Genomic DNA, 25,138 nt, shown 5'->3' with positions numbered 1-25,138 from the left:
ATTGTTACCTTGATCCCGTCAGTTACTTAAACGAGGAATCAACGATGAAACTTGCCCGACTCAGTGCTTTCGCCGCCGCTCTGGCGATCTCTTCCGTGGCCCTGGCCGAAGGCGGCGGTGACCGCACATTCGAGCGGATGATGACCAGCAACGAGCGCTCCATGGAGCTCTTCGTCGCCAAGGAAAAAGCCGCCGGCAACCCGGTCGTGGTCAATGACAAGAAAGACGACAAAACCCGCGATCTGTAAGCCTGCTGCACCTGAACAAGCCCTTCATCGCGCATCGATGCCGGGCTTTTTTTTCAAGCCCGGACGGGAAGGAAATGGATATGAACATGCTCAAGTGGATCGCGTTCGTCGGCGTAATGGCGATGTCTGCGAATGTGCTGGCCGAAGGCGGTGGTGACCGCACCTTTGAACGCGCGCTCAGCGCCAACAGCAAAGCCATGGAACAGTACGCCGCCAACCAGGGCAAAGCGCCGCCGGTGGTGAAGGATTACGAATACGGAATGAAGCTGGACGTGGCCAAGGTGGTGAGTGTTGTGAAGCCGCAGGCGGCGTGCAATGTCGTGCCCACCGCGATGACCTACGAGGATTCCAAAGGCCAGCTCAACACCATCAAGTACAGCGTGATGGGTGTGTGTCGAAACGGCGGGAGCTGAATCCGCTACGCCAAAACGCGGTCCCGTGTAGGAGCTGCCGAAGGCTGCGATCTTTTGACTTTGATTTTAACGATCAAGATCAAAAGATCGCAGCCTTCGGCAGCTCCTACAGGGGCCGAATTTCAATATCACGATGCGTATTTCAATTCGTGATGTTTAAGGTTTGTGTGGGAAGTGCGGAACCTTCCCACAATGTTTTCAGGTTGTCCGTCGGACGTCAGCTCTCTAGCCTGTGTGGGTCGCTGCCAATTCAGCGATCGGGATTGGAACCCCGGAGAACGTGTCAGCGCCAAAGCGTCTTTCATGACGTATGCTTGCCCACCTTCATGGTGTGCAGTCTGTTATGGCGGCTGTGCGCGGGAGACTTTCGAGTCTGCCGGGTTTCTCCGTTCCCCGGGTTCCAACCTGCGTACAGCTGCCACCCCTTCGCGTGGAACCGAATGGATCAGCTTCAACGTTATGAAGGAGAAATATCATGAAAAAGCCAACCCCGAATCCCCCCGAAACAGACGCCACCCCTGACGCCACCTCAACATCCCCCTACGTCTCCATTGAGACTAGAAAACTCCACGAAGCCGCCGACCGCGCCCTCGATTTCTACCTCAAACCGTCGGCCGCCATCATGTCCGCACCGTACATCCCTAACCAGATGTTCCTGGTCAATCCCAAAGCCGACACCGAATCACTACTGGCCAACGCCAGCGAATCCCTGGCCTCGGCCACGGTAATGCTCGGTGACTTCGCCGCGCTGCTAGGCGGCACCCATCGCAAGACCCTGCTCGGCATCGCGCAGGTCGTCATGCTTGGCGAACTTGCGGTGAACAAGGCATTGGATAACGTAGATCCTGCGTCGTAGCTATCAATGGCCGGGTTTTATCCGTTGTTTTTGCGTTGACCTCAAAATCCTGCCCCCTCACCCCAGCCCTCTCCCCCGAGGGGGCGAGGGGGAAGGGAGCAGATCTTCAAGCCATTCAAAATCAGAGTACGCCCCGGTTTTTTGGGTCGGTGTATCTTCGACAACCAACTCGGTCTGTCCTCTCTCCCCCAATGGGAAAGGGAGCAGATCTTCAAGCCATTCAAAACCAGAGTACGCCCCGGTTTTTCAGGTCGATGGATTTCCAATAAGCAGCTCGGTCAGTCCCCTCTACCTCTGGGAGAGGGCTAGGGTGAGGGCCGGGTCTAAATCTGGAAAACACAACCACGGCAAAACGCAGCGCAAAAAAAAGCGCCCCGAAGGACGCCAAAAGATTCACCTCTTACCAAAGGAGCAAGGAGCTTCTAAAGGTGAATTTGCATCAACCGCGCAATCAAAGAATCGCCAGCGGATACTCGACAATCACCCGCACCTCATCCAGATCCGACTCGAACGCCGTGGCGCGGGTCGTGGCTTGGCGCAAGCGTAGCGACAGGTCTTTCATCGAGCCGCTCTGCACCACGTATTTGACTTCGATATCGCGCTCCCAACGTTTTTGATCGGTCAGTGGATTACCCTCGGCATCGCGGCGCATGTACACCGCGTTGGCGTTGGAATAATCAGCGTCGGTGCCGCGCGCGTAGCGAGTCATGAACGACAGACCCGGTACGCCATAGGTGCTCATGTCGAGGTCATACCGCACCATCCACGAACGCTCTTTCGGCGAGTTGAAGTCGCTGTACTGGATCGAGTTGTCGAGGAAGATCGAATCGGATTGACGCAGGTAATCGAAGTCGTCATTGCCGTTGTTGCGCTGGTGGGAGAGGGCGACCGAGTGGGCACCGAGTTTGACGCCGACGCGGCCGCTCCAGATGTTGTTGTCGAACTCGCCGAGCAGTTGTTTGCCTTCATCGACGGCTTTGTAATAGTTCAGGCCACCGAACAGTGAGAGGTCATCGGACAGCGGATACGTCCAGGCGGTGCCAGCGTAATACTGATTCCACGCATCCTTGAGACGGCTGGAGTACAGGCTGAAACTGAGGTTTTTGTTCAGCACATAATCGCCGCCGCCGTAAGCGATCCACGGCGAATTGACCGGGCCTGCGTAGAAGGTCGCGAAGTTCTCGCGCATGTCGCTGGACACCGGTTGGCTCATCGCATGCAATCGACCGCCCTGCACCGACAGACCTTCAATGCTGGTGTTGCTCGCCGTCACCCCGCGGAAGCTTTCCGGCAGCAAGCGCGAGTCACCGGCCGCGACCATCGGGTTGGCCGGGAACACATCACCGACCCTGACCACCGTATCGAACGCCCGCACTTTCGCAGCGCCACCGACCTTGGTGTATTCGTCCCGCGCTTCGCCGTCGCTGTTGACCGGCAACACATCAAACGAACTGCGCCCGCCATTACGGCCGTCACCGGTGTTGAGTTTCAGACCAATCATCGCAAACGCATCGACACCGACGCCGACGGTGCCTTGAGTGAAACCGGATTCGAATTTGCTGATCACGGCATGCGCCCAGGCTTCGGAATAACCGTTGCCGGTCGGGCTGGACTGGCCGTTGCGATGATCACGATTGAAGTAGAAGTTACGGTTGAGCACCGTCAGGCTGCTGCCTTCGACAAAGCCTTCAGGCTTGTCTTCTGCAAACACCATGGACGGCCCGGCGCCGACCACCACCGCTAAAGCGGCCATCGACATTTTTGAATTGTTAACCATCAAACACTCCTTGGGTTCGGCAGAACGGGAACGTGCTTCGGCGTGGGTTTTGTTGTGCGACGGGCAAGGGCCCGCCGGCATTGGTCGCCGGGTCACATCGTTGCAAGCTGCGGATAACGCCAAGGTGATGAGGGAATTACAATTTCGTCATGTGGCTATATGGATTGAGTGAACGCCACACAAACCTGTGGGAGCCGGGCTTGCCCGCGATGAGGCCAGCGCAAACGCTCAAGATGTTAAATCCCGCAAAAACAAAAACGGCACCCGAAGGTGCCGTTTTCATTTCTGGCCAGCCGAACTATCAGCCCGCCAGACCCGCCTGCTGAACCAGAGTCAGCAATGGCTGCGGGTACACACCCAGGAAGAACGCGACCAGGGCGATGGCCAGCAGCATCACACCGCCTGCCTTCTGTTCCCAGTGCAGCTGGGCGTCGTGGCGACGCAGGTTTGGCTCGATCAGGTACAGGGTGACCATCACGCGCAGGTAGTAGAAGACGCCGATGGCGCTGCCCAGCACCAGCGAACCGACCAGCCACCATTGGTGCGATTCAACACCGGTAGCGATGATGTAGAACTTGCCGATGAAGCCAGCGGTCAGCGGGATACCCGCCAGCGACAGCATCATTACGGTCAGCACGGCGGTCAGGTACGGACGACGCCAGAACAGGCCGCGGTATTCGTACAGGGCATCCGCGTCACGGCCGTTGTACGGCGAGGACATCAGGGTGATCACGCCGAAGGCGCCGAGGCTGGTGATCACATAAGTCACCAGGTACACGCCGATGGCTTCCACCGCCAGACCCTTGCTCGCCACCAGCGCGATCAGCAGGTAGCCGAAGTGCGCGATGGACGAGTAACCGAGCAGACGCTTGAGGTTGCTCTGGGTCAGGGCCAGCAGGTTACCGAACAGGATCGAGGCGATGGCGATAACGGTCAGCACGTCGCTCAGTACGCCACTGCTGGCAGCAGGGGAGATCTGGAACAGACGCACCATCACCGCAAACACCGCAACCTTCGAAGCGGTCGCGAGGAACGCGGCCACCGGTGCCGGAGCACCTTCGTAAACGTCCGGCGTCCACAGGTGGAACGGTACCAGCGACAGCTTGAACGCCAGACCGATCAGCATCATGCCCAGGCCCAGTTGTGCCAGCGAGCTAGGCAGGCCAGTCGCAGCCAATGCCTGACCGATGCCAACGAAGCTCAGCGAACCCGAGTCGGCGTACAGCAGCGCCATACCGAACAACAGGAATGCGGAACCGGCGGCCGACAGCACCATGTACTTGATGCCGGCTTCCAGCGAACGCTTGTTGAAGAATGCGTAAGCCACCAGACCGTAAACCGGTACCGAGAGCAGTTCCAGACCGATGAACAAACCGGCCAGGTGCTGCGCGCTGACCAGAACCAGACCGCCGGCGGCGGCCATCAGGATCAGCAGGTAGAGTTCTTCACGGTTGCCCGGGTAACCCGAACCGCCATCACCCAGATAAGCGTGGGCGAGGGTGACGCAGGCGAGGGTGGCGACCAGGATCAGCGCCATGTACAGGCAAGCGAAGGTGTCGATTTGCAGCAGTGGAGTCACGGCCAGAGGCGCGACTTTCAGGGCTGGCAGGATCGACAGCAAGGCCAGGTTCAGACCGGCGACCGAGATCAGGAAGGTCTGCGAGTGGTTGCGGCGCCAGGCGATTGCCAGCATCACCACGATAATGGTGAGGCTGGTGATCAACAGTGGCGCAAGCGCAATAAAGTGTTGAATCGTGAATTCCATAGCGCTCTTACCGGGCCGAAGCGAGTTGAGTGAAGGCGGTGCCGAGCCACTGCTGCACGCCATGCATCGTGGCGGCAGACGTGTCGAGGAACGGTTGCGGGTAGACGCCGATGTAGATCAGCAATACCGCAAGGCCTAGCACCATGATCAGTTCGCGAGCGTCCATACCGTGCAGGATCGAATCCGATTTCGCCGGACCGAAGTAGGCACGGTGGATCATGATCAGCGAGTAGACCGAACCGAACACCAGACCAGAGGTGGCAATCGCGGTGATCCAAGGCCAGCTGGCGAAAGAGCCGATCAGGATCAGGAACTCGCCGACAAAGTTACCGGTACCCGGCAGACCCAATGAAGCGGCTGCAAAGAACAGGCTGATTGCCGGCAGGTAAGCGATACGCGACCACACACCGCCCATCTCACGCATGTCACGAGTGTGCAGACGCTCGTACAACTGACCGCTGAGGATAAACAGTGCCGCCGCCGACACACCGTGCGCCAGCATCTGGATCACTGCACCTTGCAGGGCCAGTTGGCTGCCGGAGTAGATGCCGATCAACACGAAGCCCATGTGGGAAACGGACGAGAAGGCAATCAGACGCTTGATGTCGGTTTGTGCGAAAGCGAGGAAAGCACCGTAGAAGATCCCGATCAGACCGAGGGTCATGGCGATCGGCGCAAACTCGGCCGAAGCATTCGGGAACAGCGGCAGGGCGAAACGCAACAGACCGTAGGCAGCGGTTTTCAGCAAGATACCGGCGAGGTCGACGGAACCGGCAGTCGGCGCCTGGGCGTGGGCATCAGGCAACCACGAGTGGAACGGTACGACCGGCAGCTTGACCGCGAAGGCGATGAAGAAGCCGAGCATCAGGATGTACTCGGTGGTCATCGACATCTTGGTTTTCAACAGGTCGGCGTAGTTGAAAGTAATCACGCCAGTGTTGTTGAAGTTGACCAGCACCAGACCGAGGATCGCCACCAGCATGATCAGGCCGGAAGCCTGAGTGAAGATGAAGAACTTGGTCGCCGCGTAGATCCGGGTTTTCTTGCCGTCCGAAGAACTGTGACCCCAGAGCGCGATGAGGAAGTACATCGGCACCAGCATCATTTCCCAGAAGAAGAAGAACATGAACAGGTCGAGGGCGAGGAACACGCCGACAACGCCGCCCAGGATCCACATCAGGTTCAGGTGGAAGAAGCCAACGTGACGTTGAATCTCTTTCCACGAGCAGAGTACCGAGAGGATACCCAGCAGACCGGTCAGCAGGATCATCAGCAGCGACAGGCCGTCGAGGGCCAGGTGCACGTTGATGCCGAAGCGCTGGATCCAGACATGCTTGAACTCAAGCGCCCAGGTCGGATCGGCGCCAGGCGCCGGCGCAAATGAATAGTCACCGTGGGCCCACAGCCAGAGGCCGAGGGCGAGTTCCAGGGTCATGGTCAACAGCGCAATCCAGCGCGGGAGGGTAGCGCCGAAGCGCTCACCCATCCAGCACAGCAGGCCGCCGATGAAGGGGATCAGGATTAGCCAAGGCAGAATCATGACGGGCTCGTTTCCTTTCGCAAATTCGCAAGGTTCATATCAGACCGCTACCAGCACGATGGCGCCGATAACCAGCACGGCACCAGCAGCCATCGAAGCAGCGTACCAACGCAGTTGACCGGTCTCGGTGCGGCTCAGGGCGGTGTGACCACCCTTGGCCATACGCGGGATCAGACCGATGGTCTGGTCGAGCGGGTCTTTGCGCAGTACGTGGCTGATCGCCAGGTAAGGTTTGACGAACAGTTTGTCGTAGATCCAGTCGAAGCCCCAGGCAGCGAACCACCAGGCCGAAAGGAAACGGCCGATGCCGCTGTTGGCGATGGCCGTGACGAAGCGACGCTTGCCGAGGAACAGCAGCGCTGCCAGCAGGATGCCGGCCAGGGCGATGGCGCCCGAAGCGATTTCCAGACTGTGCTTGGCTTCGCCACCGGCATGGCCAACGCTTTCTGGCAGAACGCCGTGCAGCGGTGGCACGATCATCGCGCCGACGAACGTCGACAGTACGATCAGCACCGACAGTGGCAGCCAGTGCGAGATGCCGTGACCGGCGTGGGCTTCAGTCTTGGCTTCACCGTGGAACGTGATGAAGATCAGGCGGAAGGTGTACAGCGAGGTCATGAACGCACCGACCAGACCTGCGTAAAGCAGACCGTGGTTGCCGCTGGCGAACGCTTCCCAAAGGATTTCGTCCTTGGAGTAGAAGCCTGCGGTGACCAGTGGCAGGGCAGCCAGTGCCGCGCCGCCGACGATGAAGCTGGCGTAGGCCAGTGGCAGTTTTTTCCACAGACCGCCCATCTTGAAGATGTTCTGCTCGTGGTGGCAGGCAACGATCACCGCACCGGAAGCAAGGAACAGCAGGGCCTTGAAGAAGGCGTGGGTCATCAGGTGGAAAATCGCGCCATCCCAGGCACCAACGCCCAGCGCCAGGAACATGTAGCCGATCTGGCTCATGGTCGAGTAGGCGAGGATACGTTTGATGTCGGTTTGTACCAGTGCGGCGAAGCCTGCGAGAACCAGCGTCACACCACCGACTATGCCGACGAGGTGCAGGATTTCCGGCGCCAGGGTGAACAGGCCGTGGGTACGGGCGATCAGGTAGACACCGGCAGTAACCATCGTCGCGGCGTGGATCAGTGCCGAAACCGGGGTCGGGCCAGCCATCGCGTCCGCGAGCCAGGTTTGCAGCGGCAGTTGTGCCGATTTACCCACCGCACCACCCAGCAGCATCAGGGTCGCCAGGGTGATCCAGAAGTCGCCGACCTGGAATTTCTGCGGTGCCAGCACCAGCAGTTCCTGGATGTTCAACGTGCCCACTTGCTGGAACAGGATGAACAGGCCGATGGCCATGAACACGTCGCCGATCCGGGTCACGATGAAAGCCTTGAGTGCGGCGTTACCGTTGTTGCGGTTGCTGTAGTAGAAACCGATCAACAGGTACGAGCACAGGCCCACGCCTTCCCAGCCGAAGTACAGGAACAACAGGTTATCGCCGAGTACCAGGAACAGCATGCTGGCGATAAACAGGTTGGTGTACGAGAAGAAGCGCGAGTAGCCCGCTTCACCGCGCATGTACCAGGACGCGAACAGGTGGATCAGGAAACCGACGCCAACGACCACGCCGAGCATGGTGATCGACAGGCCATCGACGTAGAGGGCGAAGTCAGGCTTGAAGCCTTCGACCGCCATCCACTTCCACAGTACCAGCGTGTAGTGACCGCCTTCCGGTGGCGCGACGTTGAATTGCCAGATGACGTAGGCGGCGACAATCGCCGACAAGCCAATGGAACCCACGCCGATCAGCGCCGAGAGGTTTTCCGACCAGCGTCCACGGGAGAACGACAGCAGCAGGAAACCGATCAGAGGGAATACGAAAGTCAGAAAGATAAGATTCATCCGCGCATCTCACTGGCAGCGTCGATATCGAGCGTGTGGAAGCGGCGATACAGTTGCAGCAGGATCGCCAGACCAATACTGGCCTCGGCGGCTGCAAGGCTGATCACCAGGATGAACATGATCTGCCCATCCGGCTGGCCCCAACGGGCGCCTGCAACAATGAACGCCAATGCAGAGGCGTTCATCATCACTTCCAGACTCATCAACACGAACAAAATGTTGCGGCGGACCATCAGGCCGACCAGACCAAGGCAGAACAGGATGCCGGCTACGGCTAAACCATGTTCGAGAGGGATAGCAGGCATGTCTTACTCCTTCGCCTCGTTACGGCCCAAATGGAACGCCGTGACGGCTGCAGCAAGCAGCAGCATCGAGGCGAGTTCGACCACCAGCAGGTACGGGCCGAACAGGCTGATGCCCACGGCTTTCGCGTCTACGGTGGTGTGGCCGATGGCCTGACCGCTCTGGTGAGCGAACAGCACATACAGCAGTTCGGCCAGCAGCAGCGCGGCGAGAATCACCGGACCGGCCCAGATGCCGGGCTTGAGCCAGACGCGTTCTTGCTGAACCGAGGCGGGACCCAGGTTCAGCATCATCACCACGAACACGAACAGCACCATGATGGCGCCGGCGTAAGCGATCACTTCCAGCACGCCGGCGAACGGTGCGCCGAGTGCGAAGAAGGTCATGGCCACGGCGATCAACGAGATGATCAGGTAGAGCAGGGCGTGCACAGGGTTGGTGTTGGTGACTACGCGAAGCGTGGACACAACAGCGATACCCGATGCGAAATAGAAAGCGAATTCCATCGTTCTTCCTTAAGGCAGCAAGCTCTTCACGTTGATCGGTTCGGCTTCGTTCTGCGCGGAGCCTTTCGGCTTGCCAGCGATTGCCATACCTGCAACACGATAGAAGTTGTAATCAGGGTTTTTGCCGGGGCCGGAGATCAACAGATCTTCTTTCTCGTACACCAGGTCCTGACGTTTGAACTCGGCCATCTCGAAATCCGGGGTCAGCTGGATTGCGGTGGTCGGACAGGCTTCCTCGCAGAGACCGCAGAAAATGCAGCGCGAGAAGTTGATACGGAAGAAGTCCGGGTACCAGCGACCGTCTTCGGTTTCCGCTTTCTGCAGTGAGATGCAACCCACCGGGCAAGCCACGGCGCACAGGTTGCAGGCTACGCAACGCTCTTCGCCATCGGGGTCACGGGTCAGGACGATGCGACCACGGTAGCGTGGTGGCAGGTAGACCGCTTCTTCCGGGTATTGCAGGGTGTCGCGCTTGCGAAAACCATGGCCGAAGACCATGACCAGGCTGCGCAACTGGGTACCAGTACCCTTAACGATGTCGCCAATATATTTGAACATGGGTCAAATCCTCACTGAACCGCGACTGCAGGCGTGTTCCACAACACGACCGCAGCGGTCACCAGCAAATTGATCAGGGTCAGTGGCAGGCAGAATTTCCAGCTGAAATCCATCACCTGGTCATAACGCGGACGCGGGATGGAAGCGCGCAGCAGGATGAACAGCATGATGAAGAACGCGGTCTTCAGTGCGAACCAGACGAAGGCCAGTTGCGGCAGGATGCCGAACGGACCGTGCCAGCCACCGAAGAACAGGGTGACCAGCAGCGCCGAGATCAGGATGATGCCGATGTATTCACCGACGAAGAACATGCCCCATTTCATACCGGCGTATTCAATGTGGTAACCGTCGGCCAGTTCCTGTTCCGCTTCCGGCTGGTCGAACGGGTGACGGTGAGTCACGGCGACGCCAGCGATGAAGAAGGTACAGAAGCCGAAGAACTGCGGAATGATGAACCACAGGTTCTGTGCCTGGTACTCGACGATGTCGCGCATGTTGAACGAGCCGACCTGGACCACGATGCCCATCAGGGCCAGGCCCATGAACACTTCGTAGGACACGGTCTGCGCCGACGCACGCAAGCTGCCGAGCAGGGCGAACTTGTTGTTGCTCGACCAGCCGGCGAACAACACCGCGTAGACCGACAGACCGGCCATGGCGAAGAAGAACAGCAGGCCGATGTTCAGATCCGCGACGCCCCAGGTCGGGGTGATCGGGATGATCGCAAACGCGATCAGCAAGGCCGACATGGCCACCACCGGTGCCAAAGTGAAGATCACTTTGTCGGCAAACGGCGGGGTCCAGTCTTCCTTGAAGAACATCTTCAGCATGTCGGCGGCGATCTGGAACATACCGAACGGGCCAACGCGGTTCGGACCGTAACGGTCCTGCCACCAGCCCAGCAGGCGACGTTCGACAAAGCTGAGCAACGCGCCCGCGACCACCACGGCCAGCAGAATCACGATGGCTTTGACGACCGAGAGGATCACATCGATCACTTCAGGGGTGAACCAGGTCATTGCGCTGCCTCCTGCAGACCGTCGACGGATACGCCGGCGAATGCCGGTGGAATGCCGGCGATGCCCGCAGGCAATGCCACCAGACCGGCGCCCAGTTCTTCATTGATGCGCAGCGGCAGACGCAGGGTCTGACCGGCCACGTTCAGACTCAGCAGGGCACCGTCGTTGACGCCCAGACGATCCGCTTCCGACTTGGCCAGAGCCACGTACGGAGCCGGAATGCGCTCTTGAACCGGCGCGGCTTTCGAAGAGTTCTCTTCGCTGCCGAACAGGTGGAAGAACGGCACGGCTTGCCAGGTGCCCGGCGCCGGGTTGAACGCGCGCGGTGCTGCAGCGAACCAGTTCAGCGAATCGCCAGTGCTTTCGATCAGGCGGGTGCCCGGGTCGCCTGCACGGATGTGGCCACCGACTTCGTCTTGGAACTTGTTCCACGCTTGTGGCGAGTTCCAGCCCGGCGACCATGCAAATGGCACTTGCTGACGCGGTTCGGCAGAGCCCGAGTAACCTTCCATGGAGAAGGCGAACGCGGTGTCTTTGTCTTGCGGGGTGCGCGGTTCGTGAACGCTGATGTCGGCGCGCATCGCGGTGCGACCGGAATAACGCAGCGGCTCACGCGCCAGTTTCAGACCCTTGATGCGGAACGCTGCCGATGGTGCAGCGTCGACGATACGCGCCAGTTGCTCGGTGCTCGAAGCAACGGCAGCAGTGACGTGGTCGAGTTGCGTCCAGTCGATCGGCTGGTTCAGCAGGGTCGCGCGCAGGGCGTGCAGCCAGCGCCAGCCTTCGTGAACCAGAATGCTCGCATCCATGTATTGCGGATCGAAAACCTGGAAGAAGCGCTGGGCGCGGCCTTCCTGGCTGACCAGCGTACCGTCGCCTTCAGCGAAGCTTGCGGCTGGCAGCACCAGGTGCGCGCGGTCGCTGGTAGCCGTCTTCTGATGGTCAGCAACGATCACCACTTGCGCAGCGTTCAGTGCCGCATCGACTTTTTCTTTGGCGGTGCGGGTGTACAGATCGTTTTCCAGCACGACGATGGCGTCGGCCTTGCCGTCGATCACTGCTTGCAGAGCCGCGTCGACCGATTCGCCACCGAGCATGGCCAGACCAAGGCTGTTGGCTTCCGGCACGATCAGGCTGATCGAACCGTTCTTCTCGCGCAGCTTCAGGGCTTTGGCGATGTTCGCGGCGGCTTCGATCAGGGCTTTGGAGCCCAGCGAAGTACCGGCGATGATCAGCGGACGTTTTGCAGCGAGCAGGGCGTCAGCGATGCGCTGAGCCAGTTCCAGTGCTTCAGCGTCCAGACCTTCAACGGCCGGGGCGCTGGCGTCCAGTGCGTGAGCAACGGCGAAACCGATGCGCGCCAGGTCATCCGGAGCAGCGTGTACGCATTCTTCAGCGATGTCGTCGAGCTTGGTTTCCGCCAGGCTGGCGATGAACAGCGGGTTCAGCGCGTGCTGACCGATGTTCTTCACCGCCGCGTCGAGCCAAGGCTGAACGCGCATGGCTTCGGCCATGTCTTCAGCCTTGCCTTTGACCGATTGACGCAGCGACAGCGCCACACGGGCGGCGGTCTGGGTCAGGTCTTCACCGAGCACGAAAATCGCGTCGTGGTCTTCAATGTCGCGCATGTTCGGCACTGGCAGCGGGCTGTCTTTCAGCACTTGCAGGACCAGACGGATGCGTTCCAGTTCGGAGGCTTCGATACCCGAGTAGAAGTGCTCGGCGCCGACCAGTTCGCGCAACGCGTAGTTGCTTTCGAGGCTGGCGCGCGGCGAACCGATACCGACGATGTTGCGCCCGCGCAGCAGATCAGCAGCTTTATCCAGCGCAGCATCCAGACCGAGTTTGGTGCCGTCGGCCAGCAGTGGCTGACGAGGACGGTCGGTGCGGTTGACGTAGCCATAACCGAAACGGCCACGGTCGCACAGGAAGTACTGGTTCACCGAACCGTTGAAACGGTTTTCGATGCGACGCAGTTCGCCGTAACGCTCGCCCGGAGAGATGTTGCAACCGCTCGAGCAGCCATGGCAGATGCTCGGCGCGAACTGCATGTCCCATTTACGGTTGTAACGCTCGGAGTGAGTCTTGTCGGTGAACACACCGGTCGGGCAGACCTCGGTGAGGTTGCCGGAGAACTCGCTTTCGAGGGTGCCGTCTTCAACGCGACCGAAGTACACGTTGTCGTGGGCGCCGAACACACCGAGGTCGGTGCCGCCAGCGTAATCCTTGTAGAAACGCACGCAGCGGTAGCAAGCGATGCAGCGGTTCATTTCGTGGGAAATGAACGGCCCCAGTTGCTGGTTCTGGTGGGTGCGTTTGGTGAAGCGATAACGGCGCTCGTTGTGGCCGGTCATCACAGTCATGTCTTGCAGGTGGCAATGACCGCCTTCTTCGCACACAGGGCAGTCGTGCGGGTGGTTGGTCATCAGCCATTCGACAACACTGGCGCGGAACGCCTTGGATTCTTCATCGTCGATGGAGATCCAGGTGTTGTCGGTGGCCGGGGTCATGCAGGACATGACGATGCGACCACGGGTGTCGTTCTCGTCGGTGTACTGCTTGACCGCGCACTGGCGGCAAGCCCCGACGCTACCAAGCGCGGGGTGCCAGCAGAAATAAGGGATGTCGAGGCCCAGCGACAGACATGCCTGTAACAGGTTGTCTGCCCCGTCGACTTCGAGCGCTTTGCCGTCTACGTGGATAGTGGCCATGGTTCAAAGGTCTTCGTTGGCCCGGTGTCAGCGGGCGTGGCTAATGGAATCTTGTTATCCGTCCGAATCCAGTCAGCCCCGAAAGGCGTCATCGGACGAAAGGCGAAGGGCACGGACCCTTCGCCTTTTTAAGCGTTTACGCGCCGATTACGATCGGCCTTGCCAGAGGCGGGACGGCGGCGCTGACTGGCGCGATACCGGCTTCGAACTCTGGACGGAAGTATTTGATGGCACTGCCCAACGGCTCCACGGCACCCGGTGCGTGAGCACAGAAGGTCTTGCCCGGGCCGAGGAAGTTGACCAGACCCAGCAGGGTCTCGATATCGCCCGGCTGACCACGGCCTTGTTCGATGGCCATCAAGAGCTTGACGCTCCATGGCAAACCATCGCGGCACGGGGTGCAGAAACCGCACGACTCGCGAGCGAAGAACTGCTCCATGTTGCGCAGCAAGGAGACCATGTTGACGCTGTCGTCCACCGCCATGGCCAGGCCGGTACCCATACGGGTGCCCACTTTGGCGATGCCGCCGGCGTACATTTGGGCGTCGAGGTGTTCTGGCAGGAGGAAACCGGTACCGGCGCCACCTGGTTGCCAGGCCTTGAGCTTGAAGCCGTCGCGCATACCGCCGGCGTAGTCTTCGAACAACTCGCGACCGGTAACGCCGAATGGCAGTTCCCACAGGCCCGGGTTCTTGACCTTGCCGGAGAAGCCCATGAGTTTGGTGCCCATGTCTTCGCTGCCTTCGCGGGCCAACGATTTGTACCAGTCAACGCCGTCGGCAATGATCGCCGGCACGTTGCACAGGGTTTCGACGTTGTTCACGCAGGTCGGCTTGCCCCACACGCCGACGGCGGCAGGGAAGGGCGGCTTGGAGCGCGGGTTGGCGCGGCGGCCTTCGAGGGAGTTGATCAGTGCGGTTTCTTCACCGCAGATATAACGCCCGGCGCCGGTGTGGACGAACAGCTCGAAATCAAAACCGCTGCCGAGAATGTTCTTGCCCAGCAGGCCCGCAGCCTTGGCTTCTTCCACGGCACGGTTGAGGTGCTTGGCGGCGGTGGTGTACTCGCCACGCAGGAAGATGTAGCCACGGTAGGTTTTCAGCGCGCGAGCACTGATCAGCATGCCTTCGATCAGCAGATGGGGCAGTTGCTCCATCAGCATGCGGTCTTTCCAGGTGTTCGGCTCCATTTCATCCGCGTTGCACAGCAGGTAGCGGATGTTGATGGATTCGTCTTTGGGCATCAGGCCCCACTTCACGCCAGTGGGGAAGCCTGCACCGCCGCGACCTTTCAAGCCTGCGTCTTTCACGGTCTGGACGATGGCGTCCTGATCCATGTCGGCGAAGGCTTTGCGCGCCGCAGCGTAACCGTTCTTGGCCTGGTATTCGTCGAGCCAAACGGCTTCGCCGTCGTCACGCAGACGCCAGGTCAGCGGGTGAGTCTCGGCCGAACGCTGAATGCGGTTGGCCGGGCCGAAAGATGTCAGGGTCATACGTAGCCCTCGAGCAGTTTGGCGACGCCAGCAGGCTGCACATCACCAAAGGTGTCGTCGTCGATCATCAGCGCCGGCGCCTTGTCGCAGTTGCCGAGGCAGCAGACCGGCAGCAGGGTGAAACGACCGTCGGTGGTGGTCTGACCCAGGCCGATGCCCAGATTGTTCTGGATTTCGCTGACCACCGACTCGTGGCCGCCGATGTAGCAGACCATGCTGTCGCAGACGCGAATGATGTGACGGCCAACCGGCTGACGGAAAATCTGGCTATAGAACGTCGCCACACCTTCAACGTCGCTGGCCGGGATGCCGAGGATCTCGCCGATCGCGTACAAGGCGCCATCCGGCACCCAGCCGCGTTCTTTCTGAACGATCTTCAGGGCTTCGATCGACGCCGCGCGCGGGTCTTCGTAGTGATGCAGCTCGTGCTCGATGGCCGAGCGCTCGGTTTCACTGAGGGTGAAACGGTCTGTCTGGATAAGCGTGCTGTTCATGCTTAGCGGTCCACGTCGGCCATAACGAAATCGATACTACCCAGGTACGCAATCATGTCCGCGACCATGCTGCCTTTGATCACCGAAGGGATCTGTTGCAGATGCGGGAAGCTTGGAGTGCGGATCCGGGTACGGTAGCTCATGGTGCCGCCGTCGCTCGTCAGGTAATAACTGTTGATGCCCTTGGTCGCTTCGATCATCTGGAAGGATTCGTTGGCCGGCATCACCGGGCCCCACGAAACTTGCAGGAAGTGCGTGATCAAGGTTTCGATGTGCTGCAGCGTGCGCTCTTTCGGCGGCGGCGTGGTCAGCGGGTGATCCGCCTTGTACGGGCCTTCCGGCATGTTGCGCATGCACTGGTCGATGATCTTGATGCTCTGGCGCATTTCTTCGACGCGAACCATGCAGCGGTCGTAGGCATCGCCGTTGGCAGCCAGCGGTACTTCGAACTCGAAGTTCTCGTAGCCGGAGTACGGACGCGCCTTACGCAGGTCGAAATCGCAACCGGTCGAACGCAGGCCAGCACCGGTGACACCCCATTCCAGGGCTTCTTTGGTGTTGTACTGGGCGACGCCGATGGTACGGCCCTTGAGGATGCTGTTCTGCAGGGCAGCCTTGGTGTATTCGTCGAGGCGTTTTGGCAGCCATTCAACGAAGTCTTTCACCAGTTTTTCCCAGCCGCGCGGCAGGTCGTGGGCGACGCCACCGATGCGGTACCAGGCCGGGTGCAGACGGAAACCGGTAATGGCTTCAATCACCGTGTACGCCTTCTGGCGGTCGGTGAAGGTGAAGAACACCGGGGTCATGGCGCCGACGTCCTGGATGTAAGTCCCGAGGAACAGCAGGTGGCTGGTGATCCGGAAGAACTCGGCCATCATGATGCGGATGACGTCGACCTTTTCAGGCACCTTGATGCCGGCCAGCTTCTCGACCGAGAGCACGTACGGCAGGTTGTTCATCACGCCGCCGAGGTAGTCGATACGGTCGGTGTACGGAATGAAGCTGTGCCACGACTGACGCTCGGCCATCTTCTCGGCACCACGGTGGTGGTAACCGATGTCCGGTACGCAGTCGACGATCTCTTCACCGTCCAGTTGCAGAATGATGCGGAACGCACCGTGCGCCGAAGGGTGGTTCGGACCGAGGTTGAGGAACATGTAGTCCTCGTTCGGGCCGGAGCGCTTCATGCCCCAGTCTTCAGGACGGAAACGCGCGGCTTCTTCCTCAAGCTGTTGCTTGGCGAGGTTGAGGCTGTACGGATCGAATTCGGTGGCGCGCGCAGGGAAGTCCTTGCGCAGCGGGTGACCTTCCCAGGTCGGCGGCATCATGATGCGCGACAGGTGCGGGTGACCTTTGAAGTCGATACCGAACATGTCCCAGACTTCACGCTCGTACCAGTTGGCGTTCGGCCAGATGCTGGTGACGGTCGGCAAGCTGAGGTCGCTCTCGGACAAGGCGACCTTGATCATCACGTCACTATTACGCTCCAGCGACATGAGGTGATAGAACACGGTGAACTCAGCGTCACTCGGCAGCCCTTGACGCTTGGTGCGCAGACGCTCGTCCACGCCGTGCAGGTCATAGAGCATGACGTACGGCTTGGGCAGGTTGCGCAGGAAGGTCAGGACTTCAACGAGCCTGGCGCGCGCGACCCACAGTACCGGCATGCCGGTACGGGTCGACTGAGCGGTGAACGCTTCGGCGCCAAAACGGTTGTTCAATTCAACGACCACATCCTGGTCGTCTGCCTTATAAGGCGGGATGTACAGAGCACTGCCTGTAGTCATGGTTATTTTTTCGCTTTCGGTCAACGTAAAGAATGAAGCCAGCTTCTCGTTTCTTTTGTAAGAACAGATCTGGATCAGACTTCGTCAGGGCTGCGCAGGTTGGTGACTGCGATTCGCTGTTCGCGGCGCTCTTCTTTTTGCGAAGGCATGTCGGCGCGATAAACGCCTTGATCGCCAACGACCCAGGAAAGCGGACGACGCTCCTTGCCGATCGATTCCTGCAACAGCATCAAGCCTTGCAGAAATGCTTCCGGACGAGGAGGGCAGCCAGGTACGTAGACGTCCACGGGCAGGAACTTGTCCACCCCTTGAACCACAGAGTAGATGTCGTACATGCCACCGGAGTTAGCGCACGAACCCATGGAGATAACCCATTTCGGCTCGAGCATCTGCTCGTAGAGACGCTGGATGATCGGCGCCATCTTGATGAAGCAGGTACCGGCGATAACCATGAAGTCGGCCTGACGCGGCGATGCCCGGATCACTTCGGCGCCAAAGCGCGCGATGTCGTGGGGCGCCGTGAAGGCGGTGGTCATTTCCACATAGCAGCACGATAAGCCGAAGTTGTACGGCCACAGGGAGTTCTTACGTCCCCAGTTGACCGCGCCACTCAGCACGTCTTCCAGCTTGCCCATGAAAATGTTTTTGTGGACTTGATCTTCTAACGGATCGGAAACGGTTTCCCGTTCGCCAATCGGATATTGCTCGTTAGGAGCATCGGGGTCGATCCTGGTGAGATTGTATTGCATTGCCAAAGCCTCATTGTTTCAGCTTCGCCTGCCGCTTGCGACGAGCTTCCGGAGCCCAGTCAAGGGCGCCCACTCGGAACAGGTAGACAAGACCTGCCAACAGAATTGCTATGAAAACGAGAGCTTCGACGAATCCGGTCCAGCCGCTTTCGCGGACGGACACAGACCATGCAAAGAGAAAGAGGGCTTCGATATCGAAGATCACGAAGAGCATCGCGACCAGATAGAATTTGGCTGAGAGCCGCAAGCGGGCGCCACCGGTAGGTAGCATGCCGGACTCGAACGGTTCATTTTTGCTGCGACCCCAGGCTTTTGACCCAAGGAGGCTGGAGACGCCAAGCATGAAGGCACACAGGCCGACGACACCCAGAAGGAAAATGGCAAAGCCCCAGTTGTGGGCCATGAGTCCTGTCGCTTCGGGCATGCTGGTAATCCTTAACAGAGAGCAAAGGTCTCTGAGCTTGATAAAGAAATAGGCAGTGACGATATGTCGCAGCAATCAATCGCGCTGATTTTATGGCTAAACACCCTGCAAGTAAAATTCCTATAGCGAAATTATTTATTGGAATAAGGACATAGCGCATCTCCAATGCCCTGCAGCCCATGCGTTGCGGGCATTAGGCGGGTTTATGCAAATAATGTTTTGTAGGGAGTGTAACGAACATAGTTGCGGCTAAATGATAATTGATATCGTTTGCAGGGGTTTTGTAACTGTTTAACGGGATGTCAGTTGGGAAGTTGTCTTACTTGTACGTTACTGCAAGTAGCGACGGCGCCCGTTTTAGCGGATTTTTCTGACGGATGTACCGCTCTGGATCAATGTTTTCTCCGAACGACGCCGATCCCTGTAGGAGCTGCCGAAGGCTGCGATCTTTTGATCCTGCTTTTGATTCTGAAAAAACAAAGTCAAAAGATCGCAGCCTTCGGCAGCTCCTACAGGGGAGGGTGTGTTTTCCGGGGGCAAAAAAAACGCCCCGAACCAGTCGGGGCGTCAGTTTTGCGGCTCTGCGGTTAGCTTTCTATACGATCCGCAAAGGCCGTTTGCTCAGCGAAGCCGAATCAGTGGAACTGTTCTTCTTCAGTCGAACCGGTCAGTGCGGTTACCGAGGACGAGCCACCCTGGATCACAGTGGTCATGTCGTCGAAGTAGCCGGTGCCCACTTCCTGCTGGTGAGCCACGAAGGTGTAACCCTTGGCGGCGTCAGCGAACTCCTGCTCTTGCAGTTTCACGTAGGCAGTCATGTCGTTGCGGGCGTAGTCGTGCGCCAGGTTGAACATGCTGTGCCACATGTTGTGAATGCCGGCCAGGGTGATGAACTGGTGCTTGTAACCCATGGCGGACAGTTCGCGCTGGAACTTGGCGATGGTCGCGTCGTCCAGGTTTTTCTTCCAGTTGAAGGAAGGCGAGCAGTTGTACGACAGCAGTTGGTCCGGGTATTCCTTTTTGATCGCTTCGGCGAAGCGACGAGCCTCGTCCAGATCCGGCTTGGCGGTTTCGCACCAGATCAGGTCGGCGTATGGAGCGTAAGCCAGGCCACGAGCGATGGCTTGATCGAGGCCGGCACGGACCTTGTAGAAACCTTCCTGAGTGCGCTCGCCAGTCACGAACGGCTGGTCGTACGGGTCGCAATCGGAGGTCAGCAGGTCAGCAGCGTTGGCGTCGGTACGGGCCAGGATGATGGTCGGGGTGCCGGCAACGTCAGCAGCCAGACGCGCAGCGGTCAGCTTCTGTACGGCTTCCTGAGTCGGAACCAGTACTTTGCCGCCCATGTGACCACACTTCTTCACGGAAGCCAGTTGGTCTTCGAAGTGAACGCCGGCGGCGCCTGCTTCGATCATGCTCTTCATCAGCTCGTAGGCGTTCAGCACGCCGCCGAAACCGGCTTCAGCGTCAGCCACGATCGGTGCGAAGTAGTCGATGTAGCCATCGTCGCCCGGGTTCTTGCCGGCTTTCCACTGGATCTGGTCAGCACGACGGAACGAGTTGTTGATGCGCTTGACCACGGTTGGAACCGAATCCACCGGGTACAGCGACTGGTCCGGGTACATGGATTCTGCGGAGTTGTTGTCCGCAGCCACTTGCCAGCCCGACAGGTAGATTGCCTGGATACCGGCTTTAACCTGTTGAACAGCCTGGCCGCCGGTCAGGGCGCCCATGCAGTTGACGAAATCTTTCTCAGGACGGAAGGACGGCTTGGCACCCTGGGTGACCAGGTTCCACAGCTTGTCGGCGCCCATTTTTGCAAAGGTGTGCTCAGGTTGAACCGAGCCACGCAGACGGACGACGTCAGCAGCGGAGTAAGTGCGTGTCACGCCTTTCCAGCGCGGGTTTTCAGCCCAGTCTTTTTCGAGGGCTGCAATTTGCTGTTCGCGTGTCAGTGCCATGGAGATAAACCTCGTCGCGTCTTTATGAAAAGTTGTTCTGCGGTGGAAAATTCCTGCGCTCGCTGACCAGAAGCTTAGGTGGTCAAGTCGGATTCGGCGGGGTAGGCGACGGGATGAACGATGGGCTCGAGGGGAAGTGAGCAGGTAGTGGCGGACTGCGGGCGCATTCGGGCGTCGTGGGCCTTTATACGGTCTACAGTGTGAAGCCGGGTTACCTAAATACGCTTCCGTCCCTCGGGACAACTTCGTTCCAGTCGGCAACCTCGTCAAACACACCTTGTGGGCGGTACAGACACGAAACGGTTCGCGGGGTAGGTGCGAACGTCGCTTCGAAGGCCCTTGCCAGGGCCTCTGATTAGCGGGAGCGAGGCCATCATGCCTTCGCTTTTTTACCCCGTCAAACGTTTTGTAGTGCTTTTTTTAAAGCACTACATCTTTCGTCTAATACGACTAATCAGTCAGTTTTCGGTGCTTTAGTCCAAGGCGTCGACTTTCACCCGCAAGGTCATGTCATCCCGGCCTTGAGTCGAGTAGCTGCGGGTCAGGCCCTGTTTGTCGGCCTGGGTCTGGCGATTGACGCCGGCAAGGGTGATCCATTCGCCGAGACGTCCGCTGACAGTTGTGTCGGTGCTTTGCACGTTCACTACATCGGGACGTTCCTGGCTCATACGGTCACGGTTGGTACTGATCGCCAGGTGAACGATGTCGCCGGTGACGCTGGCGGTGACGTAGAAACCCTGGGTGACGTTGCGGTATTGCGTCTGGCTGTTGTAACCGCCGTAGGAGTCGCTCTGAACATTGGTGATCGGCACGCTCTGGCCAACCTGAATCAGCGCGGGCATGCCATCGGTGGCCTGCACTTGCTGGACGCCGCCTTCGCGGCTGGTGGTGCTGCGGCTGATGATACGGGTCTGATTCGGCTGGGTGCCGTTGACCGCATAGCCTTCGTCGCCACGGCCATTGTTTTCATTGGTGTCGACGGTGATCAGCAAGCGCTTGGGCGCAGTGTCCAGTTGGCTGATCAGCGCCTTGAGTTCCTGAATCTTGTCCGGCTCGGCCTTGATGATCAGTTGGTTGCCGTAGGCGCTGACCTGACCGTCCTTGCCGAGGAAGTCTTGTGCCATCGGCAGCATGTCGGCGCTGGTGCGGTAATTGAGGGGCACGATTTCTGTGGCTGCCATCACCGAAAAACTGCAACCGAGCAGCAGGGTGGTGAGCAGGGTGCGTAGGGACATGTCCGTTATCTCCGCTTTCGAAAGGCTTGATATTGCCAGTTTGTCGGCCTGGGGTGGGGCAAGTTGAATCGTAGACAGCAAAACGCCCCGGCATCGGTTGATGTCGGGGCGTGATCGTTCCCACGCTCTGCGTGGGAATGCAGCCAGTGACGCTCTGCGTCACATGCCGCAAGGGACGCGGAGCGTCCCGAGAGGCATTCCCACGCAGAGCGTGGGAACGATCAGGTCGCCGCGCCGCGGTCTTAAGCCGAATGGCGAACCATATCGACATGCGGAATCCCGGCTTCGAGGAACTCCTCGCTGACCAGGCTGAAACCCAAGCGCTCATAGAACGCCGTGGCTTGAACCTGAGCACTGAGCATCTGCTGCTTCAACCCACGTTCTTCAGCTTCAGCAATGACCGCTTGCATCAGCGCATCACCGACCTTCATCCCGCGCCAGTCTTTCAGCACCGAAACGCGGCCAATGTGCCCGTCGGGCAACAAGCGCGCAGTGCCAATCGGAAAGTCGCCTTCAAACGCCAGAAAATGCACGGCGGTCGCGTCATCCGCGTCCCATTCCAGCTCAGGTGGCACCGATTGCTCGGCGATGAACACCGTTTCACGAATGCGCCGGATCTCGGCGATGTCCTTCTGCCAGTCTGCGACACGTACGCGAATCTTATTCATCGGCGAACCCCAGGCTCCCTTGCTTGACCAGTTGGCACAGCAGGCCGCAGGCGTCTTCGTCGTTCAGCCACTCACCGAGGTTGTCGGTGTGCAGGGCGTCAGCGGCGCAGATCAGCTTCAGCAGTTCGCGCAGCTTGCCCGGCAGGTAACGGCTCTGGCCGCTGGCGAACAGCAGCAGGTCGTCATCGACCTCCGACCAGGCCAGGCGCGCACTCGGGTTGCGGATCAGGATGGCGCCATCCTGCAGGGCGGCGAGGAAGTCTTCTTCTTCGATTTCTTCCGGGCCAGCCACCAGCTCCGGATAACGCGGCTCGGTCATGTACTGGCCGAACCAGGTCAGCAGCAGGCGCTCGTCGCTCATGTGCTCGGCGAGCAGCGCTTTCAGGCGATCCAGTGCGTCGTGTTGAATCTGGTGCGGATCGGCTGCTGGCTGTGCGTCGGCATCGGTGTAGCGCTCTTCGTCAGTCAGGAACTGGCTGAGGAAGTCGGTGAAGTGAGTCAGCACTTCGGAAGCGCTTGGCGCACGGAAACCGACCGAGTAGGTCATGCAGTTGTCGACCGCGACACCGCAGTGAGCCAGACGCGGCGGCAGGTAGAGCATGTCGCCCGGTTCCAGTACCCACTCTTCGGTCTCGTGGAATTCGGCGAGGATGCGCAGATCGGCGTGTTGCAACAGCGGGCTCTCGGAGTCGCACATCTGGCCGATTTTCCAGTTGCGCTTGCCGTGGCCTTGCAGCAGGAACACGTCGTAGTTGTCGAAGTGCGGACCAACGCTGCCACCCGGGGCGGCGAAGCTGATCATCACGTCATCGACGCGCCAGCTCGGCAGGAAGCGGAAGTTTTCCAGCAGCTCGCTGACTTCCGGCACGAATTGGTCGACCGCTTGCACCAGCAAGGTCCACTCTTTTTCCGGCAATTTGCTGAACTCGTCTTCAGCGAACGGGCCGCGACGCAGTTCCCATGGACGCTCGCCGTGCTCGATCACCAGGCGCGATTCGACTTCTTCTTCCAGGGCCAGGCCGGCCAGTTCGTCGGCGTCGATCGGGCTTTCGAAGTCAGGAATCGCCTGACGGATCAGCAGCGGCTTTTTCTGCCAGTAGTCGCGCAGGAATTCGCGTGCAGTGAGGCCGCCCAGAAGTTGAAGAGGAATATCGGAATTCATATGTAACCTATTGAAAAAAAGCACTTTTCAGACGGGAATAAAAACGCCCGGCGCGGCCGGGCGTCTCAAACGGATCAAGCGGTCGATCAGATGCGTTTGGCTTGCGCTACAGCGTTGCCGATGTAGTTGGCCGGGGTCAGTTGCTTGAGCTCGGCTTTCGCTTCGGCAGGCATGTCCAGACCATCGATGAAAGTCTGCAACGCTTCCGGGCTGATGCCCTTGCCGCGGGTCAGTTCTTTCAGCTTCTCGTACGGGTTTTCGATGTTGTAGCGGCGCATCACGGTCTGGATCGGCTCAGCCAACACTTCCCAGCAAGCGTCGAGGTCAGCGGCAATCTTCTGCTCGTTGAGCTCCAGTTTGCTGATGCCTTTGAGGCTGGCTTCGTAGGCGATCACGCTGTGGGCGAAGCCAACACCGAGGTTGCGCAGTACGGTGGAGTCGGTCAGGTCGCGCTGCCAGCGGGAGATCGGCAGTTTGCTCGCCAGGTGCTGGAACAGCGCGTTGGCGATGCCCAGGTTGCCTTCGGAGTTTTCGAAGTCGATCGGGTTGACCTTGTGCGGCATGGTCGACGAACCGATTTCGCCAGCGATGGTGCGCTGCTTGAAATAACCCAGGGAAATATAGCCCCAGATGTCACGGTCGAAGTCGATCAGGATGGTGTTGAAGCGCGCGATCGCGTCGAACAGTTCGGCGATGTAGTCGTGCGGTTCGATCTGCGTGGTGTACGGGTTGAAGCCCAGGCCCAGCTCGTCTTCGATGAAGGCGCGGGCGTTGGCTTCCCAGTCGATCTGCGGATAGGCCGACAGGTGTGCGTTGTAGTTGCCGACGGCGCCGTTGATTTTGCCCAGCAGCGGCACGGCAGCGACTTGAGCGATCTGACGCTCGAGACGGTAAACCACGTTCGCCAGCTCTTTACCCAAAGTCGTCGGGGAGGCTGGTTGGCCGTGGGTGCGCGACAGCATCGGCACGTCAGCGAAACGGATGGCCAGTTCGCGGATGGCGTTGGCGGTCTGGCGCATCAGCGGCAGCATCACGTCGTCACGGCCTTCGCGCAGCATCAGGGCGTGGGACAGGTTGTTGATGTCTTCGCTGGTGCAGGCAAAGTGGATGAACTCGCTGACCTTGGCCAGCTCCGGCAACTTGGCCGCCTGCTCTTTGAGCAGGTATTCGATCGCTTTGACGTCGTGGTTGGTGGTGCGCTCGATCTCTTTGACGCGCTCGGCGTGCTCCAGCGAGAAGTTTTCAGCCAGTTCATTGAGAACGGCGTTGGCCTCGGCGGAGAAGGCTGGCACTTCAGGGATGCCCGCGTGGGCGGCCAGGCGCTGGAGCCAGCGCACTTCAACCAGAACACGGGCACGGATCAAACCGTACTCGCTGAAAATCGGGCGCAGGGCCTGGGTTTTGCCGGCGTAGCGGCCGTCAACAGGGGAAACCGCAGTGAGCGAAGAAAGCTGCATGGGGTGTTCTCGGACAGTCGGGCAACGAAATGGGGCGCGTATCATACATGAAAAAATCCGCCGGTCCGTTGCCAACTGACCGGCGTATTACGCGTTACAGACTACAAAGCTTTTATTGCG

General features: G+C 59.4%; 22 protein-coding genes. 3 read left to right on the top strand and 19 right to left on the bottom strand.

The genetic code is table 11. The features are described from left to right. The first annotated feature begins 44 nt into the window (after positions 1 to 44). The 3 genes from ACZZ0A_RS14765 to ACZZ0A_RS14755 all read left to right on the top strand — a co-directional run bounded on the left by ACZZ0A_RS14765 (position 45) and on the right by ACZZ0A_RS14755 (position 1,517). Positions 45 to 248, top strand: a complete 204-nt coding sequence (locus ACZZ0A_RS14765) for a co-regulatory protein PtrA N-terminal domain-containing protein (RefSeq protein ID WP_007920169.1) — start codon at positions 45 to 47, stop codon at positions 246 to 248. 80 nt (positions 249 to 328) lie between these two features. Beyond that, entirely contained in the window at positions 329 to 661 is a 333-nt protein-coding gene (locus tag ACZZ0A_RS14760; protein WP_007920170.1) for a DUF2790 domain-containing protein, read from the top strand. Positions 662 to 1,136: 475 nt separating this feature from the next. Continuing rightward, positions 1,137 to 1,517 (top strand): DUF6124 family protein, encoded by a 381-nt coding sequence (locus ACZZ0A_RS14755; RefSeq protein WP_414915819.1) that lies wholly within the window; start codon positions 1,137 to 1,139, stop codon positions 1,515 to 1,517. 451 nt (positions 1,518 to 1,968) lie between these two features. Here the strand turns inward: ACZZ0A_RS14755 and ACZZ0A_RS14750 are convergent, their stop codons facing one another. The 19 genes from ACZZ0A_RS14750 to purB all read right to left on the bottom strand — a co-directional run bounded on the left by ACZZ0A_RS14750 (position 1,969) and on the right by purB (position 25,018). Next, positions 1,969 to 3,294, bottom strand: coding sequence for an OprD family porin (locus tag ACZZ0A_RS14750; protein ID WP_463543380.1), 1,326 nt, complete (start codon positions 3,292 to 3,294; stop codon positions 1,969 to 1,971). Between the two features lie 301 nt (positions 3,295 to 3,595). Continuing rightward, complete coding sequence (gene nuoN / locus ACZZ0A_RS14745) at positions 3,596 to 5,059, bottom strand: NADH-quinone oxidoreductase subunit NuoN (protein WP_007920173.1); 1,464 nt, start codon at positions 5,057 to 5,059, stop codon at positions 3,596 to 3,598. A gap of 7 nt (positions 5,060 to 5,066) precedes the next feature. Beyond that, positions 5,067 to 6,599: an NADH-quinone oxidoreductase subunit M gene (gene nuoM, locus ACZZ0A_RS14740; RefSeq protein WP_007920174.1), complete on the bottom strand. Its 1,533-nt coding sequence runs from the start codon at positions 6,597 to 6,599 to the stop codon at positions 5,067 to 5,069. A gap of 39 nt (positions 6,600 to 6,638) precedes the next feature. Then, on the bottom strand, positions 6,639 to 8,492 hold the full coding sequence (gene nuoL / locus ACZZ0A_RS14735; protein WP_007920175.1) for an NADH-quinone oxidoreductase subunit L: 1,854 nt from the start codon (positions 8,490 to 8,492) through the stop codon (positions 6,639 to 6,641). Next, entirely contained in the window at positions 8,489 to 8,797 is a 309-nt protein-coding gene (gene nuoK, locus ACZZ0A_RS14730; RefSeq protein ID WP_003223790.1) for an NADH-quinone oxidoreductase subunit NuoK, read from the bottom strand. Before nuoK ends, nuoL begins: the two co-directional genes overlap by 4 nt. A gap of 3 nt (positions 8,798 to 8,800) precedes the next feature. Further along, complete coding sequence (nuoJ, locus tag ACZZ0A_RS14725) at positions 8,801 to 9,301, bottom strand: NADH-quinone oxidoreductase subunit J (protein ID WP_007920176.1); 501 nt, start codon at positions 9,299 to 9,301, stop codon at positions 8,801 to 8,803. Between the two features lie 9 nt (positions 9,302 to 9,310). Beyond that, on the bottom strand, positions 9,311 to 9,859 hold the full coding sequence (nuoI, locus tag ACZZ0A_RS14720; RefSeq protein WP_007920177.1) for an NADH-quinone oxidoreductase subunit NuoI: 549 nt from the start codon (positions 9,857 to 9,859) through the stop codon (positions 9,311 to 9,313). Positions 9,860 to 9,870: 11 nt separating this feature from the next. After that, on the bottom strand, positions 9,871 to 10,878 hold the full coding sequence (gene nuoH / locus ACZZ0A_RS14715) for an NADH-quinone oxidoreductase subunit NuoH (protein ID WP_007920179.1): 1,008 nt from the start codon (positions 10,876 to 10,878) through the stop codon (positions 9,871 to 9,873). After that, the gene (gene nuoG, locus ACZZ0A_RS14710; RefSeq protein ID WP_095118220.1) at positions 10,875 to 13,589 is read right to left on the bottom strand and encodes an NADH-quinone oxidoreductase subunit NuoG; all 2,715 of its coding nucleotides are present in this window, start codon (positions 13,587 to 13,589) and stop codon (positions 10,875 to 10,877) included. Before nuoG ends, nuoH begins: the two co-directional genes overlap by 4 nt. A 136-nt stretch (positions 13,590 to 13,725) precedes the next feature. Then, positions 13,726 to 15,081, bottom strand: a complete 1,356-nt coding sequence (gene nuoF / locus ACZZ0A_RS14705) for an NADH-quinone oxidoreductase subunit NuoF (RefSeq protein ID WP_007920184.1) — start codon at positions 15,079 to 15,081, stop codon at positions 13,726 to 13,728. Next, a complete protein-coding gene (nuoE, locus tag ACZZ0A_RS14700) occupies positions 15,078 to 15,575 on the bottom strand; it encodes an NADH-quinone oxidoreductase subunit NuoE (protein ID WP_007920186.1) in 498 nt (165 codons plus the stop codon). The genes nuoF and nuoE overlap by 4 nt, the downstream gene beginning before the upstream one ends. A 2-nt stretch (positions 15,576 to 15,577) precedes the next feature. Continuing rightward, positions 15,578 to 17,362, bottom strand: a complete 1,785-nt coding sequence (gene nuoC, locus ACZZ0A_RS14695) for an NADH-quinone oxidoreductase subunit C/D (RefSeq protein ID WP_007920189.1) — start codon at positions 17,360 to 17,362, stop codon at positions 15,578 to 15,580. A gap of 74 nt (positions 17,363 to 17,436) precedes the next feature. After that, positions 17,437 to 18,111: a NuoB/complex I 20 kDa subunit family protein gene (locus tag ACZZ0A_RS14690; protein ID WP_007920192.1), complete on the bottom strand. Its 675-nt coding sequence runs from the start codon at positions 18,109 to 18,111 to the stop codon at positions 17,437 to 17,439. 10 nt (positions 18,112 to 18,121) lie between these two features. After that, positions 18,122 to 18,535: an NADH-quinone oxidoreductase subunit A gene (locus tag ACZZ0A_RS14685; protein WP_003223812.1), complete on the bottom strand. Its 414-nt coding sequence runs from the start codon at positions 18,533 to 18,535 to the stop codon at positions 18,122 to 18,124. Positions 18,536 to 19,170: 635 nt separating this feature from the next. Further along, positions 19,171 to 20,496: an isocitrate lyase gene (aceA, locus tag ACZZ0A_RS14680; RefSeq protein WP_007920195.1), complete on the bottom strand. Its 1,326-nt coding sequence runs from the start codon at positions 20,494 to 20,496 to the stop codon at positions 19,171 to 19,173. Positions 20,497 to 20,969: 473 nt separating this feature from the next. Next, complete coding sequence (locus tag ACZZ0A_RS14675; protein ID WP_463543379.1) at positions 20,970 to 21,731, bottom strand: secretin N-terminal domain-containing protein; 762 nt, start codon at positions 21,729 to 21,731, stop codon at positions 20,970 to 20,972. A 242-nt stretch (positions 21,732 to 21,973) separates the two neighbouring features. Beyond that, complete coding sequence (locus tag ACZZ0A_RS14670; RefSeq protein ID WP_034155132.1) at positions 21,974 to 22,399, bottom strand: GNAT family N-acetyltransferase; 426 nt, start codon at positions 22,397 to 22,399, stop codon at positions 21,974 to 21,976. Further along, the gene (locus tag ACZZ0A_RS14665; protein ID WP_007920198.1) at positions 22,392 to 23,561 is read right to left on the bottom strand and encodes a ribosomal protein uL16 3-hydroxylase; all 1,170 of its coding nucleotides are present in this window, start codon (positions 23,559 to 23,561) and stop codon (positions 22,392 to 22,394) included. Before ACZZ0A_RS14665 ends, ACZZ0A_RS14670 begins: the two co-directional genes overlap by 8 nt. An 86-nt stretch (positions 23,562 to 23,647) precedes the next feature. Next, positions 23,648 to 25,018, bottom strand: coding sequence for an adenylosuccinate lyase (gene purB, locus ACZZ0A_RS14660; RefSeq protein ID WP_003223822.1), 1,371 nt, complete (start codon positions 25,016 to 25,018; stop codon positions 23,648 to 23,650). Positions 25,019 to 25,138: the final 120 nt, after the last annotated feature.

This window comes from Pseudomonas sp. AC242, assembly GCF_979258655.1.
The sequence above is the reverse complement of the archived record's forward strand: the minus strand, read 5'-3'. Positions and strand labels throughout refer to the sequence as shown.

What these genes read in the sequence shown, in the direction of transcription:
- nuoN (WP_007920173.1), bottom strand. Translation starts at nt 5,059, where the DNA reads ATGGAATTCACGATTCAACACTTTATTGCGCTTGCGCCACTGTTGATC.
- nuoG (WP_095118220.1), bottom strand. Translation starts at nt 13,589, where the DNA reads ATGGCCACTATCCACGTAGACGGCAAAGCGCTCGAAGTCGACGGGGCA.
- nuoH (WP_007920179.1), bottom strand. Translation starts at nt 10,878, where the DNA reads ATGACCTGGTTCACCCCTGAAGTGATCGATGTGATCCTCTCGGTCGTC.
- ACZZ0A_RS14760 (WP_007920170.1), top strand. Translation starts at nt 329, where the DNA reads ATGAACATGCTCAAGTGGATCGCGTTCGTCGGCGTAATGGCGATGTCT.
- ACZZ0A_RS14685 (WP_003223812.1), bottom strand. Translation starts at nt 18,535, where the DNA reads ATGCCCGAAGCGACAGGACTCATGGCCCACAACTGGGGCTTTGCCATT.
- nuoC (WP_007920189.1), bottom strand. Translation starts at nt 17,362, where the DNA reads ATGACTACAGGCAGTGCTCTGTACATCCCGCCTTATAAGGCAGACGAC.
- nuoM (WP_007920174.1), bottom strand. Translation starts at nt 6,599, where the DNA reads ATGATTCTGCCTTGGCTAATCCTGATCCCCTTCATCGGCGGCCTGCTG.
- nuoK (WP_003223790.1), bottom strand. Translation starts at nt 8,797, where the DNA reads ATGCCTGCTATCCCTCTCGAACATGGTTTAGCCGTAGCCGGCATCCTG.
- ACZZ0A_RS14755 (WP_414915819.1), top strand. Translation starts at nt 1,137, where the DNA reads ATGAAAAAGCCAACCCCGAATCCCCCCGAAACAGACGCCACCCCTGAC.
- ACZZ0A_RS14670 (WP_034155132.1), bottom strand. Translation starts at nt 22,399, where the DNA reads ATGAATAAGATTCGCGTACGTGTCGCAGACTGGCAGAAGGACATCGCC.
- nuoE (WP_007920186.1), bottom strand. Translation starts at nt 15,575, where the DNA reads ATGAACAGCACGCTTATCCAGACAGACCGTTTCACCCTCAGTGAAACC.
- ACZZ0A_RS14765 (WP_007920169.1), top strand. Translation starts at nt 45, where the DNA reads ATGAAACTTGCCCGACTCAGTGCTTTCGCCGCCGCTCTGGCGATCTCT.
- nuoJ (WP_007920176.1), bottom strand. Translation starts at nt 9,301, where the DNA reads ATGGAATTCGCTTTCTATTTCGCATCGGGTATCGCTGTTGTGTCCACG.
- nuoI (WP_007920177.1), bottom strand. Translation starts at nt 9,859, where the DNA reads ATGTTCAAATATATTGGCGACATCGTTAAGGGTACTGGTACCCAGTTG.
- nuoL (WP_007920175.1), bottom strand. Translation starts at nt 8,492, where the DNA reads ATGAATCTTATCTTTCTGACTTTCGTATTCCCTCTGATCGGTTTCCTG.
- nuoF (WP_007920184.1), bottom strand. Translation starts at nt 15,081, where the DNA reads ATGACCCTGACATCTTTCGGCCCGGCCAACCGCATTCAGCGTTCGGCC.
- aceA (WP_007920195.1), bottom strand. Translation starts at nt 20,496, where the DNA reads ATGGCACTGACACGCGAACAGCAAATTGCAGCCCTCGAAAAAGACTGG.
- ACZZ0A_RS14675 (WP_463543379.1), bottom strand. Translation starts at nt 21,731, where the DNA reads ATGTCCCTACGCACCCTGCTCACCACCCTGCTGCTCGGTTGCAGTTTT.
- ACZZ0A_RS14665 (WP_007920198.1), bottom strand. Translation starts at nt 23,561, where the DNA reads ATGAATTCCGATATTCCTCTTCAACTTCTGGGCGGCCTCACTGCACGC.
- purB (WP_003223822.1), bottom strand. Translation starts at nt 25,018, where the DNA reads ATGCAGCTTTCTTCGCTCACTGCGGTTTCCCCTGTTGACGGCCGCTAC.
- ACZZ0A_RS14750 (WP_463543380.1), bottom strand. Translation starts at nt 3,294, where the DNA reads ATGGTTAACAATTCAAAAATGTCGATGGCCGCTTTAGCGGTGGTGGTC.
- ACZZ0A_RS14690 (WP_007920192.1), bottom strand. Translation starts at nt 18,111, where the DNA reads ATGCAATACAATCTCACCAGGATCGACCCCGATGCTCCTAACGAGCAA.